The sequence below is a fragment of the Micromonospora sp. CPCC 205558 genome (genome assembly GCF_036902955.1).
Lineage (GTDB): Bacteria > Actinomycetota > Actinomycetes > Mycobacteriales > Micromonosporaceae > Micromonospora.
This window is the reverse complement of sequence record NZ_JBAKHR010000001.1, coordinates 440161-464285: the sequence shown is the minus strand read 5'-3', so window position 1 is coordinate 464285 and position 24125 is coordinate 440161. Positions and strand designations below refer to the sequence as shown.

The window sequence follows — 24125 nt, the reverse complement described above, 5'->3', positions numbered from 1 at the left end:
ATCCTCTCGGCGAGGTGAACTCTGCACTGGCGGGTCACGGGGAGACCGGTCGGGAACGCGCGGCGGCGACGAGGTCAGCGGTGCCGGGGTACCGAGCAGGCGAGGGCCGGTACGGCCCGTTCAGGCCCGGATGGGCTCGCCGGGACAGAGCTGCGCGGCGACCCGCATCAGGTCGACGACCCGGCGGGAGGTGAACAACCGTACGGGCAGCATGCGGTCGATTTTCCTACCAACAAGGTAGGATTTCAAGCCCTTCGGGGCCGACGATGCCAACCGCCATTCGACAGTGGACATCGCCGGAGTACGATCCCGCTCGTACCGCTGTGGTGGACCTCCAGCTGACGACCCCTCGATAGGAGCCAGGCATGGCCGGCCCGGACCCCGAACTCGCCGCGAAGCTTCAACCCGACGTGCCGCACGCGGCACGAATCTGGAACTACTGGATGGGCGGCAAGGACAACTTCCAGTCCGACCGGGCTGCCGGCGACGCCGTCGCCGAGGTCTACCCGGAGATCGTCCTGATGGCGCAGCAGTCGCGGGTGTTCCTGGTACGGGCCGTGCGCCACCTCGCGGCCGAGGCGGGCATCCGGCAGTTCCTGGACATCGGCACCGGCCTGCCCAGCATGCAGAACACGCACGCGGTCGCGCAGGGCATCGCACCCGACGCGCGGATCGTCTACGTGGACAACGACCCGATGGTGCTGGTGCACGCTCGGGCGTTGCTGGCCAGCACGACGTCGGAGGGTGTCACCACCTACGTTCCGGCCGACTACCACGACCCGGAGAAGATCCTCGCCGAGGCGGCGCAGACGCTCGACTTCGACCAGCCCATCGCCGTGATGTACATGGGCGTGATGGGCTACGAACCCGACCTGAATGTGGTGCGTTCGATCGTCGGGCGCACGATGGACGCGATGCCCTCCGGCAGCCACCTCGTGCTCTGGGACGGCACCAACACCAGCCCGGCGGTGGTCGCCGGTGCCGACCGGCTGGCGCAGAGCGGCGGAGTTCCGTACATCCTGCGCAGCCCGGAGGAGCTGGCGAGTTGCTTCGACGGGTTGACCATGGTGGAGCCGGGCCTGGTGCCGATCCCGCTGTGGCGACCGGAAGACGATGACGCCGTCGGGATCGACGCCTACGGGGCCGTGGCCCGCAAGCCCTGACCGCGCCTGACGTCCGCCCCGCTCCCGCCGTCGCGCCGGAGCGGGGCGGACGTCGTTCACCGCTCGCAGGTCAGGGTCAGGGCGTCGGGCACGACGCTGGTCGCCACGAGCAGGCCGAACGTCGTCGCCCCGTCCAGCGCCAGCGTCCCGTTGTAGGGGGCGTTGCGGACCGTGACGTCGGCGCCGACGGTCTCGGCCACGCCACCCCAGACCGCCTGGATCCGCTCGTCACCGGACCATCGCCAGGAGACGCGCCAGCGGTCCAGCGATTGCGTCCCGGTGTTGCGGACCGTGACCGTGGCGACGAAACCGTTGCCCCAGTGGGCGTCGACCGTGGCGGTCGCCCGGCACGAGGTCAGCGGGGCGGTCCGGGCCGATCCGATCAGGTACGGATCCCGCTTGCCGTCGGGGTCGCTGAACCGGTACCAGTACTCGGTGTCGGGCCTCAGGCCATCGATTGTCACAGTGCCGCTGCGCTCCGGCCCGGAGACGGCCTCGGCCACCGGCTCCCGCCACTGTTGGGCGTCCTCCCGGCTGACGAAGAGGCTGACGGTCATCGGCGGGTCGTAGCCGCAGGGCGGGCGGAAGAAGATCGAGTACGAGATGGTCACGCTCGTGGCGGTGACCCCGGCGACGCTCGCGCTGATCGGCAGAGCCGGTGGGCAGGTGATGGTCGGTGACGGCGACGGCGTGGCCGACAGGGCGGGGGCCGGTGTCGCCTCGGCGCCGTTGATCGTTCCGGTCCAGACGGTGAGCGCCATGGTCGTGACAGCGAGGAACATGCGAAGCATCGGTACCTCCGTGGTTACCGGGGCACCGATGACCGAGGTGGTAGCCGGTGCCGCGCTCGGGTTTCCGGCCGCCGACGAGGGCTGCCCGGCACGGGCGGCGTGGCCACCTCGTGCGCCCCGTGGACCGGAGGAGATCTGGTGCGCGCTGGCTCCCCGAGCACGACCGAACCACAGCATGGCAGTCGACGCACATCGATACAAGCTGGTCCCAAAAGCCGCGTCGGGGTGCAACAGGTCCAGGGAGGCCCTGTTCTTCTCGGGGTGCCCGTTGCGGGTACCGTGGCGGCGTGGGCGACGCCGGCCGGCGTCACGAGCGTGGTGAGCCCCGCCGCGAGCAGCAGCGCCAGACGTGGGCGTCCGAGGTGCAGTGACCTCGTTGCCGCTCCCTTCCTGTTCCTGGCCTGGGCCGGGATGGTGGAGCCGGGCCGGCGGTCGACCGGACCGGCGATGATCTTCCTGGCCAGCCGATCATTCGGGGGTGAACACGGGAGGCTGTGGACGTGAACCGCCCGCACCGTCTTGATCAACTGCCGAGGCGGGTCGGTGGAGGCCGACGCGGTCCCCGGGGGCGCCAAAAAGTTTTGTGCACTTCCTACAACTGAGCGACGGTTGGTTCGGTGGTTGCGCCATAGCGCTGGCCGTCGCCACCCGGAAAGGTGATCACTGCGGGGAGCCGTCGTCTCGCAGCATGCAGGTCGAGGTCTAGCTAAGGGGTCTTTCGGGTGTTCAACCGTGTCGCCATCGTCAACCGTGGTGAAGCCGCCATGCGGCTCATCCACGCGGTCCGCGAGTTGGCCGCGGAGACCGGCATCCAGCTCGAAACCGTGGCTCTCTACACCGATGTCGACCGCAACGCCACATTCGTTCGCGAAGCGGACATCGCCTACGACCTCGGCCCGGCATCCGCCCGCCCGTACCTCAACCTGGCGGTGCTGGAGCGTGCGCTGACCGAGACCGGGGCCGACGCCGCATGGGTCGGCTGGGGCTTCGTCGCCGAGGATCCGGCGTTCGCCGAGCTGTGCGAGAAGATCGGCGTCACCTTCGTCGGACCGAGCGCGGACGCCATGCGCCAGCTCGGCGACAAGATTGGCTCGAAGCTGATCGCGGAGAAGGTCGGCGTGCCGGTCGCGCCGTGGAGCCGCGGTGCCGTCGAAACCCTCGCCGCCGCCCAGTCGGCGGCGGCCGAGATCGGCTACCCGCTGATGCTGAAGGCGACCGCCGGCGGTGGCGGGCGCGGCATCCGCGTGATCAGGAACGAGGCCGAGCTGGTCGACGCGTACGAGCGCACCAGCCAGGAGGCGGCACGGGCGTTCGGCAGCGGCATCGTGTTCCTGGAGCGCCTGGTCACCGGCGCCCGACACGTCGAGGTCCAGGTGATCGCCGACGGGCAGGGCACCGCGTGGGCGCTCGGCGTCCGCGACTGCTCGGTGCAGCGACGCAACCAGAAGGTCATCGAGGAGTCGGCGTCACCGGTGCTCGACCCGGCGCAGGCCGCCGAGCTGAAGACGTCGGCCGAGCGGCTGGCCGTGGCTGTCGGTTACCGCGGCGCGGCGACAGTCGAGTTCCTCTACCACCCCGGTGACCGGTTGTTCGCGTTCCTCGAGGTCAACACCCGGCTCCAGGTCGAGCACCCGATCACCGAGCTGACCACCGGGTTCGACCTGGTCAAGGCACAGCTGCACGTCGCCTCCGGCGGACGGCTCGAAGGTGCGCCGCCGGCCGAGCGCGGGCACGCCATCGAGGCGCGGCTCAACGCCGAGGACCCCGACCGCGACTTCGCGCCGTCGCCCGGCCGCATCGCCCGGCTGGACCTGCCCAGTGGCCCGGGCATCCGGGTGGACACCGGCGTCAGCGAGGGCGACACCATCCCGGCCGACTTCGACTCGATGATCGCGAAGATCATCGCGTACGGCCGCGACCGCGACGAGGCGCTCGGCAAGCTGCGCCGGGCCATGGCGAACACCACGGTGATCATCGAAGGTGGGGCGACGAACAAGAGCTTCGTGCTCGACCTGCTCGACCAGCCCGAGGTGATCGACGCCAGCGCGGACACCGGCTGGATCGACCGCGTCCGCAGCGAGGGCCGGCTCGTCACGCACCGCCACTCCGCGGTCGCCCTGGCGGCCGCCGCCATCGAGTCGTACGAGGAGGAGGAGCGCGTCGAGCGGCAGCGACTGCTGTCGACGGCGGCCGGCGGACGCCCGCAGGTGCAGCACGCCAGCGGCCGACCGTTGGACCTCAAGCTGCGCGGCGTCGGTTACCGCACCCGGGTGGCCCGCGTCGGCGCGCACCGCTTCCGCGTCGGCATCGAGACCGGTGCGGTCGTGCGCACCGCCGACGTCGAACTCGACCGCTTCGACCGGCACACCGGTCAGATCGTCGTCAACGGCATCCGGTACCGCCTGCTCACCGGCACGTACGGGCCCACCCACCTGGTCGAGGTGGACGGCGTGACGCACCGGGTCAGCCGGGACGAGGGCGGTGTCCTGCGCTCCCCGATGCCCGCGCTTGTCGTCGCCACGCCACTGGAGGTCGGCGCGGAGGTCGAGGCGGGCGCGCCGGTCCTGGTGCTGGAAGCGATGAAGATGGAGACGGTGCTGCGGGCGCCGTTCAAGGCGCGGCTCAAGGAGTGCGCCGTCTCGGTGGGCAGCCAGGTGGAGGCGGGTGCGCCGCTGCTGCGCCTGGAGCCGCTCGCGGACGATGCCGAGGAGACCGCGGACGACCCGAGCACCGAGACCGTCGAACTGGACCTGCCCACCGCCGCCGAGGACGTTCCGGCGGCCCAGCGCAGCCGACGCGGTCAGGAGGACCTTCGGGGTCTGCTGCTCGGCTTCGACGTCGACCCGCACGACGACAGCCGGGTGCTCGACGGCTACCTCACCGCGCGGCGAGCGGCCATCGAGGCGGGTCAGCCCACTCTGGCCGCCGAACTCGACCTCATCGAGGTGTTCGCCGACCTCGCCGAACTGAGCCGCAACCGGCCGACGGGCGAGGACGGCGGCGCCGCCCACGTACACAGTGCCCGGGAGTACTTCCACACCTACCTGCAGAGTCTCGACGTCGAGCGGGCCGGGCTGCCGGACGCCTTCCAGACCAAGCTCGGCAAGGCGCTCAGCCGGTACGGCGTCACCGACCTGGATCGCACCCCCGCCCTCGAAGCGGCCGTCTTCCGGATCTTCCTCGCCCAGCAGCGCGCCTCCGCCGACGCGCAGGTCATCGCGGCGCTGCTGCGCGCCTGGCTGCGGGAGACCCCGCCGGACGAGACACTGCGCGAGCCGGCCGGCCTCGCCCTGGAGCGGCTGATCGCCGCGACGCAGGTCCGCTTCCCCGCGGTCGCGGACCTCGCCCGGGGCGTGGTGTTCGCCTGGTTCGCCCAGCCACTGCTGCGCCGCAACCGCGCCCGCGTCTACGCCGAGGTCCGTGGGCACCTGCGGCACCTGGACGCGCACCCGGACGCGCCGGACCGCGCCGAACGCATCGCCGAGATGGTACGCAGCACCGAGCCCCTGGTCCGGCTGCTCGGCCAACGGCTCGTTCGCGACCACCTCGACAACGCGGTGATGTTGGAGGTGCTGACCCGGCGGTACTACGGCAACCGCGCGCTCACCAGCGTGCGTACCCGCGAGGTCGCGGGCTGCACGTTCGTGGTCGCCGAACGCGCCGACTCGAGCGTGGTCTCCGCCGCTGTGCGCTTCGACGCGCTGGGCAGCGCCCTGCGCGGGTTGGTCGAGCTGACCACCGGCGAGGACGCCGTGGACGCCGACATCTACCTCGGCTGGGAGAACCAGCCGGAGGACTTCGACGCGATGGCGGCGGCGCTGGCCGAGGTCGTCGCCGCGCACCCGCTGCCGCCCCAGGTCCGTCGGGTGACCACCACCGTGGCGGGTCGCGGCGGGGCGGTGATGCACCACCACTTCACCTTCCGCCCGTCGGGCGCCCAGCTGACCGAGGACCGGCTGATCCGCGGGCTGCACCCGTACATCGCGCAGCGGATGCAGTTGGAGCGGCTGCACAAGTTCGACCTGACCCGGCTGCCGTCGTCGGACGAGGAGGTCTACCTCTTCCAGTGCGTGGCCCGGGAGAACCGTGCCGACGAGCGCCTCGTCGCGTTCGCGCAGGTGCGGGACCTGACCGAGCTTCGCGAGCAGGACGGCCGCCTGGTCGCGCTGCCGACCACCGAGGACGCCATCGCCGCCTGCCTCGACTCGATCCGCCGCGCCCAGTCGCGCCGGCCGTCGAAGACGCGGTTCAACACCAACCGCATCGTGGTCTACGTGTGGCCACCGAGCGAGCTGACCCGCGAGGAGATGGAGATGATCGCCGGGCGGGTCCGCCCGACGACCGCGGGCGCCGGCCTGGAGGAGATCCTCTTCATCGCGCGGCAGCGCGACCGCCGGACCGGCGAACTGACGAAGATCGCCGTACGGATCTCGTTCGACGCGGCGGGCGGCGCCGAGCTGGCCGTCGGGGAGCCGCCGGTCGAGCCGATCGAGCCGCTCGACGAGTACCGGCTCAAGGTGCTGCGGGCCAGCAGCCGCAACACCGTCTACCCGTACGAGCTGACCGGCCGGCTCGGTGACTTCGTCGAGTACGACCTCAACGACGACCACGTGCTGGTGCCGGTGGATCGGCCGAAGGGGCGCAACAGGGCCGCGATCGTCGCCGGGGTGGTCACCACCGCGACCGAGCGCTACCCGCAGGGTGTCACCCGGGTGGTGCTGCTCGGCGACCCGACGAAGTCGCTGGGTGCCCTGTCGGAGCCGGAGTGCCGGCGCGTGATCGCCGCACTCGACCTGGCCGAGCGGATGCAGGTGCCGCTGGAGTGGTGGGCGCTGTCGGCCGGTGCCCGTATCTCGATGACCTCCGGCACGGAGAACATGGACTGGGTGGCCGCGGCGCTCAAGCGGATCGTCGAGTTCACCCAGGCCGGCGGTGAGATCAACATCGTGGTGGCGGGCATCAACGTCGGCGCGCAGCCGTACTGGAACGCCGAGGCGACGATGCTCATGCACACCAAGGGCATCCTGGTGATGACGCCCGACTCGGCGATGGTGCTCACCGGTAAGCAGTCGCTCGACTTCTCCGGTGGTGTGTCGGCTGAGGACAACTTCGGCATCGGCGGCTACGACCGGGTGATGGGGCCGAACGGGCAGGCGCAGTACTGGGCGCCGAACCTGACGGCCGCACGGGACGTGGTGATGGCGCACTACGACCACACGTACGTCGCACCCGGCGAGGACGCGCCCCGGCGGGCGGTCACCACCGACCCGGCCGACCGGGACATCTCCCACTTCCCGCACGACGTGGCGGGCAGCGCCTTCGCCACCGTCGGGGAGATCTTCTCCGCCGAGGCCAACCCGGACCGCAAGAAGCCGTTCGACATCCGTACGGTGATGCGGGCCCTCTCCGACCAGGACCACCCGGTGCTGGAGCGCTGGGCCGGCATGGCGGACGCGGACACCGCGGTCGTGCAGGACGTCCACCTCGGTGGCATCCCGGTCTGCCTTCTCGGCATCGAGTCCCGGTCCGTGCCGCGCCACGGCTTTCCGCCCACCGACGGTCCGGACACCTACACGGCGGGCACGCTGTTCCCGCGCTCGTCGAAGAAGGCCGCGCGGGCGATCAACGCGGCCAGCGGCAACCGGCCGCTCGTCGTGCTGGCGAACCTGTCCGGCTTCGACGGCTCACCGGAGTCGATGCGCAAGCTGCAACTGGAGTACGGCGCCGAGATCGGCCGGGCGATCGTGAACTTCCGGGGGCCCATCGTCTTCTGCGTGATCTCGCGCTACCACGGCGGTGCGTTCGTGGTGTTCTCGAAGGCGTTGAACCCGAACATGACGGTGCTGGCGCTGGAGGGCTCGTTCGCCTCGGTGCTCGGTGGCGCACCCGCCGCCGCGGTGGTGTTCACCGCCGACGTCAACGCCCGTACGGCCGCCGACCCGCGGGTGCGGGACCTGGAGGCCCGCACCGCCGCCGCGACCGGCACCGAACGCGCCGCGCTGACCGCGGAGCTCGACGAGCAGCGTTCGTCGGTGCGCGCGGAGAAGCTCAGCGAGGTGGCCGCGGAGTTCGACCGGGTGCACAACATCCACCGCGCCGTCGAGGTCGGCTCGGTGGACGCCGTCATCCGCGCCGCCGAGCTGCGTCCGCGCATCATCGAGGCCATCGAGGCCCGCCTGGGGTGACTCACCGAGAGCAAGCGGGGCGGGCCCGGTTCCTGGACGTCGAGGAACCGGGCCCGCCCCGTTCAGGTGTCGTACCGTGCCCTCGCTCAGCCGGTTCGTCGCTCGCCGCTCGGGTCGGTGTCGGCCTGCCAGGCGGCGACGAGGTCCTCGCGCGCCCGGGCGACCCGGGAGCGGATCGTGCCGACGGGGCACTGGCAGACGTCCGCAGCCTCGGCGTAGGACAGGCCGAGCACCTGGGTGGCGACGAACGCCTCACGGCGCTCCCGGGTCAGGCCGTCGATCAGCCGGTGCAGGGTCACCCCCTCGTCGGCGCCGGCCGTGATCGCACCGGCGGCCTCGGCCGCCGCCTGCCAGTCCGGCACCGACGCCATCCTCGGTCGGGCCACCGCCGTCCGGACGTGATCCACGGCCACACGCCGGGCGATGGTGAACACCCAGGTGCGGGCCGACGAGCGGCCGGCGAAGCCGGGCAGGTTGCGAAATGCCCGCAGGAACGTCTCCTGGCTCAGGTCGTCGGCCTCACCCGGCCCGGCCAGGTGCGACAGGAACCGCCAGACCTGGTCCTGTAGTGCCCGGACGAACGCCGTGGCGGCCTGCCGGTCGCCCTGGCCCGCCTCCCGCGCCCACCGGGTCACCTGGTCGTCGTCAGCGACGCCGTTCCGCACAGACCACCGTCCTGTGTGCCACGGGCGCTCCTTCATGCCGAGTTGCCGTCGTCGGAACGCCGCCGGTCGGCCGCGCACTCTGGTGGTCGTCGGCCGGTCCGGAAAAGTTCCCGAGGGTCCCACGTTCGACTGATCTCGCGGATGTCGGAGGTGACGGGAACCGATGCCGACAGCCGATCTCGACGGTGCCGCTCAGCTCGGGACGGGCTGGTCCGCGCTCTCGCGTTCTCTCGGGGCCACGAGGTCGGGCATGCTCCACGAACGCCACAACTGGCTGTATCCGCCCCCGGCTCTGAGCAGCTCGTCGTGCGTGCCGTGCTCGGCGACGCGCCCCTGGTCGAGGACGACGACGCGATCCGCGGTGGCCGCCTGGCTGAGCCGGTGGGCGACGACCAGCGTGGTGCGGCCCTCGGTGGCCGCCACGGCGGCGCGGTCGAGGTCACGCGCGCCCGCGCTGCCCGCCTCGGCGGTGGCCTCGTCGAGGACCGCGACGGCCGGGTCGGCGAGGATGAGGCGGGCCAGCGCGAGCTGCTGGGCCTGGGCCGAGGTGACCTGCCGCCCGCCCTCCCCCACTGCCGTGGCGAGACCATCCGGCAGGGTCCGCACCCACTCGGTCGCGCCGACGAGATCGAGCGCGGTGGCGATCTCGGCGTCGCTGGCGTCCGGGTCGGCGAGGCGCAGGTCGTCGGCGAGCGGCCCGGCGAAGACGTGCACCTCCTGGCTGATCAGGGCGATCTCGCGACGGAGGCGATGCTCGCCGAGCTGTGCCAGCGGCACGCCGCGCAGGGTCACCGCACCGTCGATGGGCGCGATGATGCCGGCGATGATGCCGGCGAGGGTGCTCTTGCCCGCGCCGCTCGCGCCGACGAGGGCGACGCGCTCGCCGGGTGCCAGACGCAGGGCGATGTCCCGCAGCACGACGGGCCCGTCGTCGTAGCGGTGCTGCGCCACTGTCACCTCCAGTGCCGCCGGTACGCCCCGGTCGTGGCGGATGGGCTCGGTGGCGGCGGGGGTCGCCGTGTCCGGCAGGGTGGCGACACCGACGAGGCGGGCCAGGCTGGCGCCGGCCTGCAACACGGAATCCGACTCGAACAGCAGCAGGCCGATGGGGTTGAAGAGGCGGTGAAAGTAGAGCGCGGCCGTGGTGGCGGCTCCGACGGTGGCCAGGTCGCCGCGGACCAGCAGGAAGCCGGCGAGCAGCACGGCGGCGAGCCCCACGAACTCCGAGCGGTTGATGCGCAGCCCGAAGCGGGTGTAGAGACCGAAGATCTCCAGTGCCAGGTCGCGGGCGACGGCGGAGCGATCCGCGATCCGCGCGACGTGGGCGTCCTCCATCCGGTAGGCCCGCACGGTCGCCGCGCCCCGCAGCGCCTCGGCCGTCGCCTGCGCGCGCTCGCCCGTCGCCACCCGCTCGCGGGCGTAGTACGGCACCGAACGCCTGAGGTACCAGCGCAACGCCACCGCGTACGCCGGGGCCGCTACCAACCCGGCGATGCCGAGCCGCCAGTCGAGGGCGAAGAGCCCCGCCGCGGTCAGCACGACGGACAACAGCGCGCCGAGGAAGGCGGGACCGCTGGTGGCGATCACGTTCGTCACCACGGCCACGTCGTCGCCGGCACGGGCCACCAGGTCCCCGGTGCCGGCCCGCTCCAGGGTGGCCGACGGCAGGTGCAGGGCGCGGTCGAGGACCCGCTCCCGCAGTCGGGCCAGCACCGTCTCGCCGAGGCGCGCGGCGACCGCGGCTCCGGCCGCGGTGAGGAGTCCCGCGAGCACGGCCGCGCCCGCGATGACGCCGGCCCAGGCCACCACCCGCGACGTGTCGGTGCCAACGATGACGTCGTCGACGAGGCGGCCGAGCACCCAGGGGGCGACGAGACCGGTAGCGGCGGCGACGACCAGCAACGTGCCGGCGGCGGCGCTGAGCCCCGGCAGGAGGGTCAGCTCGGTGCGGAGGGCAAACCAGATCTGCCGGCCGGTGGCCGTCGGCAGCAGGTGCCGGGTGGTCGGCTCGGACGTCATCGCAGGGTTTCCTCCCGGTAGCGGGCGTCGCTGGCGAGCAACCGCTCGTGCGGACCCTCGGTGACGACCCGTCCCCGGTCGAGGACCGCGACCCGGTCGCTGATCCGTAGCAGCGCCGGACTGGTGGTGATCAGCAGCGTGCCACGGGTTCCCGCCCCGCGAGCCGTGGCCAGCCTCGCGGCGAGCAGCCCTTCGGTGACCGCGTCGACCGCCGTGGTGGGGTTGTGCAGCACCAGCACCGGCGGGTCGGCGACGAGCGCCCTCGCCAGCCCGATCCGTTGCCGCTGCCCGCCCGAGAGGTTCGCGCCGCGTTCGGTGAGCAGGCGGTCCAATCCGTGCGGGTGCGCGGCGAGCACGTCCTCGGCTGCGGCGGCCCGCACGGCGGCGCGCAGGATCTCGTCGTCGACGGAGGCGCCGGCGCTGAGATTGGCCCGCAGCGTCCCCTCGAACAGCGCCACGTCATGCTGCTCGACCAGGACCACGGCGCGCGCGGCGTCGATGTGCAGCTCGTCGGCGGGCACGCCGTCGACGCGGAGCGTCCCCCGGTGGTCCGCGCGGGGCACCCGGCCGGCCAGCAACGCGACCAGCGCCTCGGCGTCGCTCGGGTCGTAGGCGAGCACGCCCAGGATCTCACCGGCGCGAACGCGCAGGCTGATGTCGTCGAGGCCCGCGTAGGTGACCCCGTCGAGGGCGAGCCGGGACGGGCTCGGGGCGGGTGGCCCAGCGTCACCCGGCTGGACGACAGGCGCGGCACCGAGGACCCGGGCGACCCGCCCCGCGGAGGCTCGGGCCATGGCGAACAACTGGACGCAGTACCCGAGCGTCTGCACCGGTTCGGCGATGAACTGGGCCAGCCCGACCACCGCGACGAGCTCGCCGATGGTGAGCCGGCCCTGCAGCGCGAGCCAGCCCGCGACTCCGGCGACCGTCGCGAGGAAGAGGCCGTTGACGGTGGTGGTGAGCCCGAGGTGCAGGCCCTTGGTGGTGGCTGCGCGCAGGGTGACGTCGAGCGCGTGCCGGCTGGCGCCCGCGTACCGGCGGGCGGCGTGGTCCTGTGCGCCGATGCCGCGCAGCACGCGTAGGCCGGTGACGAGGTCGACCGCGAGGGCCGTGGTGGCCGCGAGCGCCTCCTGCTGCGACGTGCTGCGCCGGGTGAGCAGCGGCGCCATCCGCTGGAGGGCGACGACCAGCAGGGGTACGCCGATGAGCACCCCGAGGCCGAGGGGGATGTCGACGACGAGCAACGCGACGGCGGCGACCACGATGGCGGTGAGCGCGGCGGCGGCGAGTCCGGCGACCCGCACGACGAGCGCGGAGAGCTCGGCGTCGGAGGCCGTCACGGACAGCAGCTCGCCGTCGCGCATGCCTGAGCGGCGTCCGCGCGGGTCGAGGGCGCTGCGGACGATCTCGACCCGGGTGGCGTGCGCCTCGTGTTCGACGGCGGCGAACGCCAGTCGCGCGCCCGCCCGGTAGGCGAAGGCGAGCACGGTGAACAGTGCGGCCAGGGCGGCCAGGGAGAGCAGCAGGGCACGGACGTCCCCGGTGGCCACCGCGCGGTCGATGACCACGCCGATGGCCACCGGGACGAGGGCTTCGGTGGCCTGGTGGGTGCAGAGCAGCGCGATGCCCCCGGCCACCCGGGCGCGCTGTCGACGCAGCGCGCGACGGAGCACCACACCACCGGTGGTCTCGGCGACTGTCATGCTCGAATCGGTGAGGGCACGGCGGCAGACTCCACTGTCGATTAGGGAAGCCTAACCTAACATGCCTCCGGAGTGGGTTCGGAAGCACCGTCCCGGTGCTCCCCCAGCGGGGCCGCACCGGGCAGGCTGAGGCCCGCGACCGCCGCCGCGACCAGGGCTTCCGGGCCCAGCGAGACGTCGAGTACGAGCACCGACTCGTCCGGCTCAGCCGGTTCCAGGGTGGCGAGCTGCGACTCCAGCAGACTCGCCGGCATGTAGTGCCCCTCGCGCTGCGCCAATCGGGCTCGGATGACCTCCGCCGGCCCGTCCAGGTGCACGAAGTCCACCCGGAGCGGGCCCTGGCGGAGCACGTCGCGGTACGACCGTTTCAACGCCGAGCAGGCCAACACCGTCGAGCGGCCCTCCGCGCCACGCTCGGCGATCCACGCGGCGATGTCCCGCAGCCAGGGCCACCGGGTGGCATCGTCCAGTGGTACGCCGGAACGCATCCGCGCCACGTTCTCCGGGGAGTGGAACTCGTCCGCCTCGGCGAACGTCAGCCCGGTCGCCGCGCTGATCCCGCGTGCCACGGTGGTCTTGCCGGCCCCGGAGACGCCCATCACCACGACGTGCCGGGTGGGCCGGGCGCCGCCCCGCTCACCAGTCATGGACCGTGCCGTCCTTGAGCCGGTTGAACGGCAGGTACGCCGGCTCGTACGGGAACCGGGCCGCCACCTCCTCGTCGAGCTCCACCCCGAGCCCCGGCTGGTCGCCCGGGTGCAGGTAGCCGTCGGTGAAGGTGAACGACTGCCGGAACACCTCGTTGGCCAGCGGGGTGTGCTTCATGTACTCCTGGATCCCGAAGTTGTGGATGGCCAGGTCCAGGTGCAGCGCCGCGGCCATACCCACCGGGGAGATGTCGGTGGGGCCGTGGATGCCGGACTTGATCTGGTACTGGGCGGCGAAGTCGAGCAGCTTGCGCATGGCGGTGATGCCGCCGGTGTGGGTGACCGCGGACCGGACGTAGTCGATCAACTGCTCCCGGATCAGGGTCTGGTAGTCCCACACCGTGTTGAAGACCTCACCGATGGCCAGCGGGGTGGTGGTGTGCTGGCGGACCAGCCGCAGCGCCTCCTGGTTCTCGGCCGGGGTGCAGTCCTCCAGCCAGAACAGGTCGTACGGTTCGAGGGCCTTGCCGAGCTTGGCGGCCTGGATCGGGGTCATCCGGTGGTGACCGTCGTGCAGCAGCGGCAACTCCGGGCCGAACTCGTTGCGCACCGCCTCGAAGACCGACGGCAGGTGGCGCAGGTACGCCCGGGTGTCCCAGTCCTCCTCGACGGGCAGCGGGGTGCGCTGCGCGGGTTCGTAGTCGTAGCGCTGGCCGGTGGCGCTGGGCTGTGCGGCCACACCGTAGACCGCGTTGATTCCCGGCACCGAGGTCTGCACCCGGATCGACCGGAATCCCTCGTCGAGGTGGCGGCGGATCGAGTCGAACAGCTCGGGAAGGTCCCGCCCCGACGCGTGCCCGTACGCCATGATGCCGGTGCGCGACGCGCCACCCAGCAGTTGGTACAGCGGCATGCCGGCGGCCTTGGCCTTGATGTCCCACAGCGCGACGTCCACCGCGGCGATGGCCGCCATGGTGACCGGGCCTCGCCGCCAGTACGCCGAGCGGTACAAGAACTGCCAGGTGTCCTCGATCCGGTGCGCGTCGCGCCCCATCAGCAGCGGGGCGACGTGGTCGCGAAGGTACGAGGCGACGGAGAGTTCACGGCCGTTGAGCGTGGCGTCACCCAGACCGGTGATCCCCTCGTCGGTGGTGATCTTCAGGGTGACGAAGTTCCGGTCGGGGCTGGACACGATGATGTCTGCTGCGACGATCTTCACGGGGTGCCTTTCGTTCTGCCGGTCGGGGTCTCACCACTCCGCGTAGGAGCCGTCGGGGTGCCGCCAGGTCGGGCTGCGCCAGGCGTGCCCGCGCTTGTCCGCGGTCCGCACCTCGTGTTCGTCGATCTCGATGCCGAGGCCGGGCGCGGTCAGCCGGGCCACATACCCGTCGACGAAGGTCAGCGGGGTCTGGTCGAGGCAGTAGTCGAGCACCTCGGCGCCCTGGTTGTAGTGGATGCCGATGCTCTGTTCCTGGATCAGGAAGTTGGGGGTGGCGAAGCCGACCTGGAGGCAGGCGGCGAGGGCGATCGGCCCGAGCGGGCAGTGCGGGGCGAGCTGCACGTCGTACACCTCGGCCAGCGTGGCGATCTTGCGGACCTCGGTGATGCCGCCGGCGTGCGCGAGGTCCGGTTGGGCCACGGCGATGCCGGCCTGCAACACGGGCAGGAACTCCTGCCGGTTGTAGAGCCGCTCCCCCGTCGAGATGGGCGTCGTGGTGCAGCGCACGACCTCGCCGATCAGGTGCGAGTTCTCCGGCACCACCGGTTCTTCCAGGAAGAACGGCCGGTAGGGCTCCAGCAGCGGGGCGACCCGCCGGACGTTGGCGAGCGTGAACCGACCGTGGAAGTCGACAGCGACGTCGCGGTCGTCGCCGAGGACCTCCCGGGCGGCGGCCACCCGCTGCACCACCGCGTCGAGGTCGGCGACCGAGGCGAGCGCGCCCATCCGCCCGGACGCGTTCATCTTCACCGCGGTCAGGCCCGCCTCGATCCGGGCGCTGATCTGGTCGCGGATCTCGGCGGGCTCGTCACCACCGATCCAGCCGTAGACCCGGATCCGGTCCCGCACCGGCCCGCCGAGCAGTTGGTGCACGGGGGCGCCGTAGTGCTTGCCGGCGATATCCCAGAGCGCCTGGTCCAGACCGGACACCGCGCTGGCCAGGATCGGGCCACCCCGGTAGAAGGAGCCCTTGGTCAGCACCTGCCAGTGGTCCTCGATGCGCAGCGCGTCGCGGCCGATGAGCAGCTCGCTGAGCTGGTGGACGGCCGTGCGTACGGTCTCGGACTGGCCCTCACAGGTCGCCTCGCCCCAGCCGACGATGCCGGACTCCGTCTCGATCCGAACGAACAGCCAGCGGGGCGCGACCAGGAAGGTCTCCACAGTTGCGATCGTCGTCATGACCCGGTCAGCCCTTCGTGGCACCGGCGGTGAGGCCGGAGACGACGTACTTCTGCACGAACAGGGCGATCAGCATGATCGGCAGGGTGACCACGGTCGCGGCGGCCATCAGGCCGCCCCAGTCGATGCTGGCGTAGCCGACGAAGTCGAAGATCGCGACGGGGAGCGTCTTCGTGTCGGAGCCGGAGAGCACCAGGGCGAACATGAAGTTGTTCCAGGAGAAGATGAAGGAGAGGATGCCGGCCGTCGCGACGCCGGGCACCGACAGCGGGAGGGTGATCCGCCGGAACGCGCCGATGTGGGTCAGCCCGTCGACCAGGGCGGCCTCTTCCAACTCGGCCGGCAGTCCGTCGAAGTAGCCCATCATGATGTAGACGATCAGCGGCAGCGACACGAACATGTGGCTCAGGATCAGCACGCTGAACCCGCCGACCATCTTCAGGTTCGAGAAGACGTAGTACCAGGGCACCAGCAGCGAGACGCCGGGAATCACCCGGGCCATGAGCACGACGAGCGCCGACTTCTGCATGCTGAAACGGCTCATCGAGTACGCGGCGGGCACCCCGAGCAGCAGCGAGAGCACGGTGGCCGCGAACGCCACCCAGAGGCTGTTGCCGATGAACTGGAGATAGTTCGCCTGCTGGAGAACGGTCTCGTAGTTCTTCAGGCTGGGCGAGAAGACGAACGCCTTGGCGGTGTCGTAGATGTCCACGTTGGTCTTGAACGACGCGGCGATCATCCAGAGCAGCGGCGCCATCAGCGCGCACACCACGACCACGAGGGCCGACGTGCGGAACACCCGGTACGGCTTGCTCGGCTTCATCGGCCCAGCCCCTTCTTGCGATAGGTGAGGGCCCACATCACCCCGATGATGATCAGGAAGAAGATGATGAGGACTGTCGACGAGACGCCGTAGTCGTTGTAGTCGAAGCTGAGGCCGTACGCGTACACGTTGAGGGTCTCGACCTCGTGGAACGACCCGCCGCCGCGCCCCTTGGTGGCGTAGAGGATGTCGAACGTCTTCAGCGCGTCGATGCCGCGCAGCAGGATGGCGACGATCACCGTGGGCATCAGCAGCGGGAGGGTGACGTGCCGGAACCGCTGCCAACTGCTGGCGCCGTCGATCCGGGCCGCCTCCTGGGGCTCGTCGGAGAGCGAGGTGAGCCCGGCGAGCAGGATCAGCACGACCATCGGGGTCCACTGCCAGATGTCGATGAACATCGTCGTCGGCAGGGCCGAGTGCTGGCCGGCCAGCCACGGCTGGGGGCCGATCCCGATCCAGCCGAGCAGCTGGTTCGCCATCCCGATATTGGGGTCGAAGATCAGACGCCACATCATGCCGACCGCCACCGGGGTGGCCACCAGCGGCAGGAGGATCGCGACGCGGACCCACTTCTCACCGCGGAAGGGTCGCCACAGCAGCAGGGCGATCGCCATGCCGAGGAGGACTTCGAAGAACAGCACGACGCCGGTGAAGAGGACGGTACGCCAGACCGCCGGCCAGAACCGGTCGGTGTCGGTGAGCACGTCGAGGTAGTTCTGGAAGCCGATGAACTCGGACTCGGCGCGCACCGAACCCTCGGCGTCGGTCAGGCTCAGGTACCCGGTCCACGCCACCGGAAAGATGATCAGCACGGCGACGAACGCCATGGCGGGCGCGGCGAAGAGCCACTTGCGGTGTTCGTTGGCCCATCGCGACCAGGCCGACGACGTATCCAGGGGCGTCGTGGGGGCGTCGGGCGAATCGGTACGGGGGGTGAGAACGGCTGACATTGAGATCTCCGGGTTGGAGGGGCCAGGTCCCGACGAGGCGGCGGAGCCTTTCGGCCCCGCCGCCCAGCGCGTGGGGTTACTTCGCTTCGTCGTCGAGGAACTTCTGGAACGCCGCGTTCGCCGTCTCGGCCGAGCCGGCGGGGTCCTTGCCGGTGATCGCGTCGACGATCGGCTGGCCGACGATTTCCCGCGCCTCGGCCACCTTGACCACCAGCGGGCGGTCGTGCCCGACGCCGTTGGTGGTGCTGGCCGTGTTGGCCTCGGCCAGGTCCTTCGGCAGGGTCGCGGTGCTCGCCGGGTTCGCCCAGACCGAGGTGCGGGCACCGGGTACGCCGGCCGTCTGCTGCGCCAGCGCCTGCTCCTTGCCGGCCGCCCACTGGATGAACTTCCAGGCGTTGTCCTTGTTCTCGGAGCTGTCGTTCACACCGAGCGCCCAGGACGGGATGTTGTACGGCTTCGATCCGGCCGGGCCGGCCGGGAAGGCGGCGAAGCCGACGGAGTCGACGACCTTGGACTTGGTCGGGTCGGTGGCGTTCTTGTAGAGCGAGTTGGCCTCGGTGTAGAAGGCGGCCTTGCCCTGCGTGAAGATCGCCATCGCCTCGGACCAGCTCATGTCGGTGCTGATGTTCTCCGGGCCGTGGTCCTTGAGCAGCCCGCCGTAGTAGGCGTACGCCTGCTTGGCCTGTTCGGTGTTGACGGTGGCCTTCCCGCTGGAGTCCACGAAGTCGCCGCCGAAGCTGAAGAGGAAGCTGGAGAACTGCGTGACGGCGGCGGCCTTGCCGGTGCGAGCGACGAAGCCGGCGACGCCCGGGTTGTCGGCCTCGATCTTCGCGGCCTGCGCCTTGAGCTCGTCGAGGGTCTTGGGCGGCGCGGTGAAGCCGGACTTGGTCAGCAGGTCCTTGCGGTAGTAGAGGACCTCCTGTTCGGTGATGATCGGCAGCCCGACGACCTTGTCCTCATAGGTCGTCGTCTGCATCGGTCCGGCCTGGAAGTCGCCGATCTCGAAGGCGCTGTCGGACTTGACCTTGTCGCTCAGGTCGGCGAGGTACTTGTTCTTGGCGAACAGCTTCCCCTCCTGCAGAGGCCGGTACATCATCACGTCGAGGTCGTCGGACCCGGCGTTCAGCTTGACGTTGTACTGGTCGGAGAGCTGGTCCTCACCGAGCTGGGTGACATCGACCTTGAGGCCGGACTGCTTCTCGAACTCCGGCAGGGCCTTCCTGATGTTCTCGGTCCACACGTGGTTGACCAGTGTCACGCGCACGGTCTTCGAGTCTTCACCTCCGCCGTCGCCGCCGCAGGCGGTGAGGCTCATGGCGGCTACCACGGCCAGAGAAGTGCCGATTGCCGATCGACGTCGCACGCTTGTCTCTCCTTCTGTCGTGGCCGCCGCCCCCGTGAGAGCCGCTACCTCGGTGTTACATCCGCTTAACATCGGGATGCTAGGCGGAATAAGCGGATTATTTCAAGAGGTAGATCCAACTGATACGATCTTTGCGTGGAACCGTCCTCATCAGAGGTTGCAGCCGCACCGGCCCTCCCGGCCGAGTCCGGGTTGCACGCGCGCGTCCTCGAACACCTCGGCACCGCCATCTGCGGCGGTGAGCTGGCGCCAGGATCGGTCCTCAACATCGACGAGCTGGTCGACCGGTACGCCGTGTCCCGCTCGGTCGTCCGCGAGGTGCTGCGGGTGCTGGCCTCGATCGGCTTCATCGAGGCACGCCGACGGGTGGGGGTGATGATCCGGCCGGCGAGCGCGTGGAACGTCTTCGACCCGCAGGTGATCCGCTGGCGTCTCGCCTCGGCCGGTCGGATGGCCCAGCTCCGGTCGATCACCGAACTACGCACCGCCGTCGAGCCGCACGCGGCCTTCCTGGCCGCCAGCCGGATCGGCCGTGACGAGGCGAGCGACCTCGTCGGGCTGGCGGCGAAGATGTGGGCGGCCGGCGAGGCCGGCGACGAGGAGCGCTTCCTGCACCTCGACATCGAGTTTCATCGGCGCGTCCTGCTCGCCTCCGGCAACGAGATGTTCGTCCGGCTCCAGGAGCTTGTCGCGGAGGTGCTCACCGGCCGGCACAAACACCACCTCATGCCACACCACCCGCACGAGCAGGCCCTCCAGATGCACGCCGATGTCGCGCAGGCGATCCAGCGGCGCGACGGTGAGCGTGCCCGGCAGGCGATGGTGCAGCTGATGGAGCAGGCCTTCGACGAGATGAAGTCGCTGTGGGAACAGACCGGCCTGCCCGACCGGAGCACGAATGGCGGCCCGACGACCGGATAAGGTGGCCCGCCGTCGCGGACTACTGCGAGCCGCCGCCGCCCGATCGGCCCGCGGCGGTGGGCCGGTGCGCGATGCGGGGCGCCCGCACGGCGGAGGCGTTGCCCGACCCCGGGCGGTAGTCCCGGGCCGCGCTGGCCACCATCTCGTCGGCGTCGCGGGCAAGCGTCTGCCGGATGTGCGGCGGAACGACGTCGGACGTCGCCATCGCCAGTCGGACCTGCACCGCGCGGTCGTCGACCAGTCGGGCCAGATCCGCCTCGCTCAGCTCGACGGCCCGCACCAGCGCGGCACGGACGTCGACCACCGGGTCCGCGGCGAGCGCGCTGCGCTGCTCGGCGGTGGTCCGCGGGTTGCGGGCAACCCCCTTGCGTACGCGTGCGGTGCGATCGGCCAGCAGTGCGGTGATCACGTCGGGGTCGTGGGTGTGGGTGGCGAGTCGTTCCCGCACCTCGGGTGACACGTCGTCGATCAGCTTGGCGGCCAGGTCCGGCTCCAGCTCACGACTCTCCGCGAGGAGACCGCGAAGCTCCTTGTCCGAGGTCTGCGACATGACCCGGCGGATCGACTCGTCGCAGGCCGGATTGCCGGCGACCGCCCAACGGACCCACCGGTCGGCGTCCTTGACCAGGCGCAGAAGGTTGGCGATCGAGGTGGACGGGTTTCTCGCCACGGCTTCCCGGACCTGACGATCGTGGTCGCGGGTGAGCGGTCGCAGGGCCTGCGCGGGCGCGTCGGGCCGAGCGGCGACCGCCTTGCGGACCGGGACCGACGGATCGGAAGCCAGGTCGATGAGGGTCATTTGTGGCGTTGTGGGGTCCTGTGCGAGGGCGAGCCGGTCGTCAGCGCTGCCACCGATCGGACGGTGGGCGGTGGTGCCGGACTCATTGTGACGGTCGGCCGCGCCGACCTCCTGCTGTTTCCCCATGGCGCAATCATGTCACGCACCCGATCTGGCATTCTGGGCCGGACACACACGGGAACGGCGCTTACCCTCTTCGATTGTGATCTCGACTGTGTGGCGGCTACTCACCCGCCAGATCGATACCAACCAGGCTCAGGACGACACCGTGCTGCGCGAGGCATGCACGCAGGCGCGGTACGGCTCTGACCGCGAGCCGGCCCGCAGGGCCATGGCCGCCACCCGGGGTGACTACGACCGTCGGGCGCGGTACGTCCGCGTGCTGGCCGAATCGACAGCTGGTGGGCTGGGATCCCGAGTCGACCGTACGACCGGCCGGGTCGACACGGAGGCCGCTTGGACCGACCAGTGGGCGGCACGCGCGCCCAACAATCCGGACGCGCAGCTCGTACGTGCCGGTTCCCTGATGGCACGAGCCTGGGAGGTACGCGGCGGGGACTGGGCCTCCGCCGTCCGTCCAGAGCAGTGGGCTGAGTTCCACCGCCTACTGCAACTGGCCGGACAGGTGAACGACCTGGCCATGCGGCTGGCACCCGAGGACCCCACGCCGTGGGCGAACCAGTTGGAGCTCATGGTCGACCAGAGCGCGTCGACGGAGGACGTCGAGGAGACGTGGCGTGAGCTGACCCGGCTGGACCCCTGGCATCGGCGAGGGCACGCCCTCAAGCTGACCTACCACTGCAGGAAGTGGAGCGGGTCGCACGAGGCGATGTTCGACTTCGCCAGGTCGGTCGCCGCGGCAGCACCCGCAGGCTCGCCGTTGCACGTGCTGCCCGTGTGCGCCGCCGCCGAGTGGGCGCTGTGGGAGCACGATCGCGAGTCGCCGGGCAGCACCGCCGACGAGATCGGCCAGCGATGGCGGCAGGACCCGATCATGCAATCCGATCTCGACAACGCGTTGTCCCTGTGGTTTCACCAGCCAGCCACCCGGCACGCCGACTGGCTCAACGACGCGAACTTCTTGGCGTATGGGCTGGCGCGCACCGGCCGCGACGCCGACGCCGCGCCGGTCTTCGCCTCGATCGGCCGGTACATGACAACCGTTCCGTGGTCCTGGTGGGGTGACCGTGTGCGCGGCGACGCGGCCTTCATCCGAGCACGCCGCCGCGCCCGCCGCGCTGCCTGACGCGCATCGGCAGGATCAGCGCTGGGCGGGCAATCGCAGGCCGGACATGCCTCCATCCACCGGCAACGACGCACCGGTCACCGACCCGGTCGCGGGCGACGCGAGGTAGACGACGGCGGCGGCCACCTCGTCGGCGGTCACCAGTCGGCCGGTCGGCTGGCGGGCGGCCAACTGGCGCTTCTCCGCCGTCGGGTCGGCCGCCCCGGCGAGCAGACGGGCCACCCAGGGCGTGTCGACGGTGCCGGGGGCGACACAGTTGACCCGGACACCCTCGGTCACCAGGTCGGCGGCCATGGCGAGGGTGAGGGCGTGCACGGCGCCCTTCGACGCCGAGTAGAGGGCGCGTTTGGGCAGACCGGTGGTCGCCGCGATCGAGGAGATGTTGACGATCGCCGCCGACGACGACCGCCGCAGGTACGGCAGGGCGACGGCGCTGGTGCGGGCCACGCCGGAGACGTTGACGTCGAGTACCCGGCTCCACTGCTCGTCGTCGTTCTCCTCCACGGTGCCCACGGCCGAGATGGCGGCGTTGTTCACCAGGATGTCGATGCCGCCGAACGTCTCCGCGACCGAGGCGACGGCCGCGGTGAGGGAGGACCGGTCGGCCACGTCCGCCTGGACGCCGAGCAACCCGGGGGCCTGGGGCAGCGCGGACAGCTCCAGGTCCAGGACACCCACCCGGGCGCCGGCGGCGGCGAACGCCCGCACGCAGGCGAGGCCGATCCCCGATGCGCCTCCGGTCACCACCGCCACGAGACCGTCACACCGCATCAGGCGTCCCGGAGCGTGTTGCGCTGCCGACCGAGGCCGTCGATGTCGACCTCCATCACATCGCCGGCGGCCAGGTACGGGAAGCGGCCGGAGAGTGCCACTCCCTGCGGGGTGCCTGTGTTGATGACGTCGCCCGGGTCCAGGACGGTGTACTGGGACAGGTGCCAGACCAGGTACGCCACATCGAAGATCATGTCCTTGGTGCTGGAGTCCTGGCGGGGCTCGCCGTTGACCCAGGAGCGCAGCCGCAGCGCCTGCGGGTCGCCGATCTCGTCGGCCGTGACCAGCCACGGGCCGAGCGGTTGGAACGTCTCACAGGACTTGCCCTTGGACCACTGGCCGCCGGAGACCGCGAGTTGGAAGTCCCGCTCGGAGACGTCGTTGGACAGCACGTACCCGGCGATGTGCCCGAGGGCGTCGGCCGGCGAGGCGAGGTAGCGGGCCGTTCGGCCGATCACCACCGCCAGCTCCACCTCCCAGTCGGTCTTCGTCGATCCGCGCGGGATCAGGACCTCGTCGTACGGGCCGACGACGGTGTTGGGCGCCTTGTAGAAGATGATCGGCTCGGTCGGTGGCGCGGCACCGGACTCGGCGGCGTGCGCGGCGTAGTTCTGCCCGACGCAGAGCACCACCCCCGGCCGGGCAATCGGTGCGCCGACCCGCTGCCCGGTGACGTCGATCTCGGGCAGGTCGGTCGCCTCGCGGGCCCGCCGGACGCCGTCGCCGGCAAGGAACTCGCCGTCGATGTCGACGGTGAGCGACGAGAGGTCGAAGTGCCGCCCATCGACGCACAGCACGGGGCGTTCCCGTCCCACCGGCCCGACGCGCATGAATCTCACGAACCAACCTCCACTGCCTGGGTCGCAGCGACCCAATTTCCTATAGGATGCTGTTCGGCTCGTGTGTACTCGCTCACACCGGCACAGTCAAGGGGCTGCTGAGGAGATGAAATGGCCCAGCAGGAACCTCGCGAGGGTCGACTCCGTCCCGCCCGTCGACTCACCCTCACCGAGGACGTCTACGAGTCGATAAAGACGCTCGTCATGGACCACATCCTTCCGCCCGGCGAGCGGGTCAACATCGACGCGCTCGCCCGGGAGCTGGATGTCTCCCCCACCCCGGTCCGCGAGGCCCTCGCCCGGCTGGAGGCCGACGGCCTGGTCCGCAAACGCCCGCTCTCCGGCTACACCACCACGCCGCTGCTGAGCCGTGCCGAGTTCGACGACCTGTTCGACGTCCGCCAACTGCTGGAGGGCGCCACCGCCGGGCGGGCCGCCACACACGCCTCCGCCGAAGCCCGCCAACGGATCAGCGTCGAGGCGGCGGCGAGCATCGACGTGGAGGCCGGCGACGGATATCGCCGACACGCCGCCTTCACCGCACTGGACGCGAAATTCCACGACCTGATCGCCGAGGTCTCCGGCAGCCCACTGCTGCGCGACACCATCACGCGGCTGCACTCACACCTGCACCTGCACCGGCTGTACTTTCCGGTCGCCGGCGCACCGGACACCAACACCGAGCACCAGCGCATCGCCGCCGCCATCGCCGCGGGCGACGCGGCAGCCGCCACCGAGGCGATGCGCGCCCACCTCAGCGCCGCTCGGGAACGCCACCTGCCCGCCTTCGACCGGCTCCCCGCCCCCGGATCACCGCGCGACCCGGCGTGACCCACCCCCAC

General features: G+C 71.1%; 18 protein-coding genes. 5 read left to right on the top strand and 13 right to left on the bottom strand.

Going from position 1 to position 24125, the window contains the following annotated elements:
* Positions 1-365 precede the first annotated feature (365 nt).
* Positions 366-1163: an SAM-dependent methyltransferase gene (locus V6U86_RS01980; protein ID WP_334497690.1), complete on the top strand. Its 798-nt coding sequence runs from the start codon at positions 366-368 to the stop codon at positions 1161-1163.
* A 56-nt stretch (positions 1164-1219) separates the two neighbouring features.
* Here the strand turns inward: V6U86_RS01980 and V6U86_RS01975 are convergent, their stop codons facing one another.
* A complete protein-coding gene (locus V6U86_RS01975) occupies positions 1220-1954 on the bottom strand; it encodes a cellulose binding domain-containing protein (RefSeq protein ID WP_334497688.1) in 735 nt (244 codons plus the stop codon).
* A 722-nt stretch (positions 1955-2676) separates the two neighbouring features.
* On the opposite strand from V6U86_RS01975, the gene V6U86_RS01970 reads away from it, so the two are divergent.
* Entirely contained in the window at positions 2677-8139 is a 5463-nt protein-coding gene (locus V6U86_RS01970; protein WP_334497686.1) for an ATP-binding protein, read from the top strand.
* Positions 8140-8225: 86 nt separating this feature from the next.
* On the opposite strand, the gene V6U86_RS01965 is transcribed toward V6U86_RS01970, so the two are convergent.
* The 9 genes from V6U86_RS01965 to V6U86_RS01925 form a co-directional block, all read right to left on the bottom strand.
* Positions 8226-8804, bottom strand: coding sequence for a sigma-70 family RNA polymerase sigma factor (locus tag V6U86_RS01965; protein WP_334497684.1), 579 nt, complete (start codon positions 8802-8804; stop codon positions 8226-8228).
* Between the two features lie 192 nt (positions 8805-8996).
* Entirely contained in the window at positions 8997-10823 is a 1827-nt protein-coding gene (locus V6U86_RS01960; protein WP_334497682.1) for an ABC transporter ATP-binding protein, read from the bottom strand.
* On the bottom strand, positions 10820-12526 hold the full coding sequence (locus tag V6U86_RS01955; RefSeq protein ID WP_334497680.1) for an ABC transporter ATP-binding protein: 1707 nt from the start codon (positions 12524-12526) through the stop codon (positions 10820-10822). Before V6U86_RS01955 ends, V6U86_RS01960 begins: the two co-directional genes overlap by 4 nt.
* Positions 12527-12582: 56 nt before the next feature.
* On the bottom strand, positions 12583-13173 hold the full coding sequence (locus V6U86_RS01950; protein WP_334497678.1) for a gluconokinase: 591 nt from the start codon (positions 13171-13173) through the stop codon (positions 12583-12585).
* Positions 13163-14392: a D-mannonate dehydratase ManD gene (gene manD / locus V6U86_RS01945; RefSeq protein WP_334497675.1), complete on the bottom strand. Its 1230-nt coding sequence runs from the start codon at positions 14390-14392 to the stop codon at positions 13163-13165. Before manD ends, V6U86_RS01950 begins: the two co-directional genes overlap by 11 nt.
* A 30-nt stretch (positions 14393-14422) precedes the next feature.
* Positions 14423-15571 carry a galactonate dehydratase gene (gene dgoD / locus V6U86_RS01940; RefSeq protein WP_334497674.1) on the bottom strand — a complete coding sequence of 383 codons (1149 nt, stop codon included), beginning with the start codon at positions 15569-15571 and terminating at the stop codon, positions 14423-14425.
* Positions 15572-15578: 7 nt separating this feature from the next.
* Complete coding sequence (locus V6U86_RS01935; RefSeq protein ID WP_334497672.1) at positions 15579-16394, bottom strand: carbohydrate ABC transporter permease; 816 nt, start codon at positions 16392-16394, stop codon at positions 15579-15581.
* A complete protein-coding gene (locus V6U86_RS01930) occupies positions 16391-17344 on the bottom strand; it encodes a carbohydrate ABC transporter permease (protein WP_334497670.1) in 954 nt (317 codons plus the stop codon). Before V6U86_RS01930 ends, V6U86_RS01935 begins: the two co-directional genes overlap by 4 nt.
* 76 nt (positions 17345-17420) lie before the next feature.
* Positions 17421-18707: an ABC transporter substrate-binding protein gene (locus tag V6U86_RS01925; protein WP_334497668.1), complete on the bottom strand. Its 1287-nt coding sequence runs from the start codon at positions 18705-18707 to the stop codon at positions 17421-17423.
* A gap of 135 nt (positions 18708-18842) precedes the next feature.
* Here V6U86_RS01925 and V6U86_RS01920 point away from each other — a divergent pair, with 135 nt between their 5' ends.
* Positions 18843-19628 (top strand): FadR/GntR family transcriptional regulator, encoded by a 786-nt coding sequence (locus V6U86_RS01920; RefSeq protein ID WP_334497666.1) that lies wholly within the window; start codon positions 18843-18845, stop codon positions 19626-19628.
* 19 nt (positions 19629-19647) lie between these two features.
* On the opposite strand, the gene V6U86_RS01915 is transcribed toward V6U86_RS01920, so the two are convergent.
* Complete coding sequence (locus V6U86_RS01915; RefSeq protein ID WP_334497664.1) at positions 19648-20553, bottom strand: hypothetical protein; 906 nt, start codon at positions 20551-20553, stop codon at positions 19648-19650.
* Positions 20554-20629: 76 nt separating this feature from the next.
* Between V6U86_RS01915 and V6U86_RS01910 the strand changes: the two genes are divergently transcribed.
* Positions 20630-21673: a DUF4034 domain-containing protein gene (locus tag V6U86_RS01910; RefSeq protein WP_334497662.1), complete on the top strand. Its 1044-nt coding sequence runs from the start codon at positions 20630-20632 to the stop codon at positions 21671-21673.
* A 15-nt stretch (positions 21674-21688) separates the two neighbouring features.
* Here V6U86_RS01910 and V6U86_RS01905 read toward each other — a convergent pair whose 3' ends face one another.
* Positions 21689-22417, bottom strand: coding sequence for an SDR family NAD(P)-dependent oxidoreductase (locus tag V6U86_RS01905; RefSeq protein WP_334497660.1), 729 nt, complete (start codon positions 22415-22417; stop codon positions 21689-21691).
* A gap of 26 nt (positions 22418-22443) precedes the next feature.
* Positions 22444-23283: a fumarylacetoacetate hydrolase family protein gene (locus tag V6U86_RS01900; protein ID WP_334497658.1), complete on the bottom strand. Its 840-nt coding sequence runs from the start codon at positions 23281-23283 to the stop codon at positions 22444-22446.
* Between the two features lie 111 nt (positions 23284-23394).
* On the opposite strand from V6U86_RS01900, the gene V6U86_RS01895 reads away from it, so the two are divergent.
* Positions 23395-24114 carry a GntR family transcriptional regulator gene (locus tag V6U86_RS01895; protein WP_334497656.1) on the top strand — a complete coding sequence of 240 codons (720 nt, stop codon included), beginning with the start codon at positions 23395-23397 and terminating at the stop codon, positions 24112-24114.
* Positions 24115-24125: the final 11 nt, after the last annotated feature.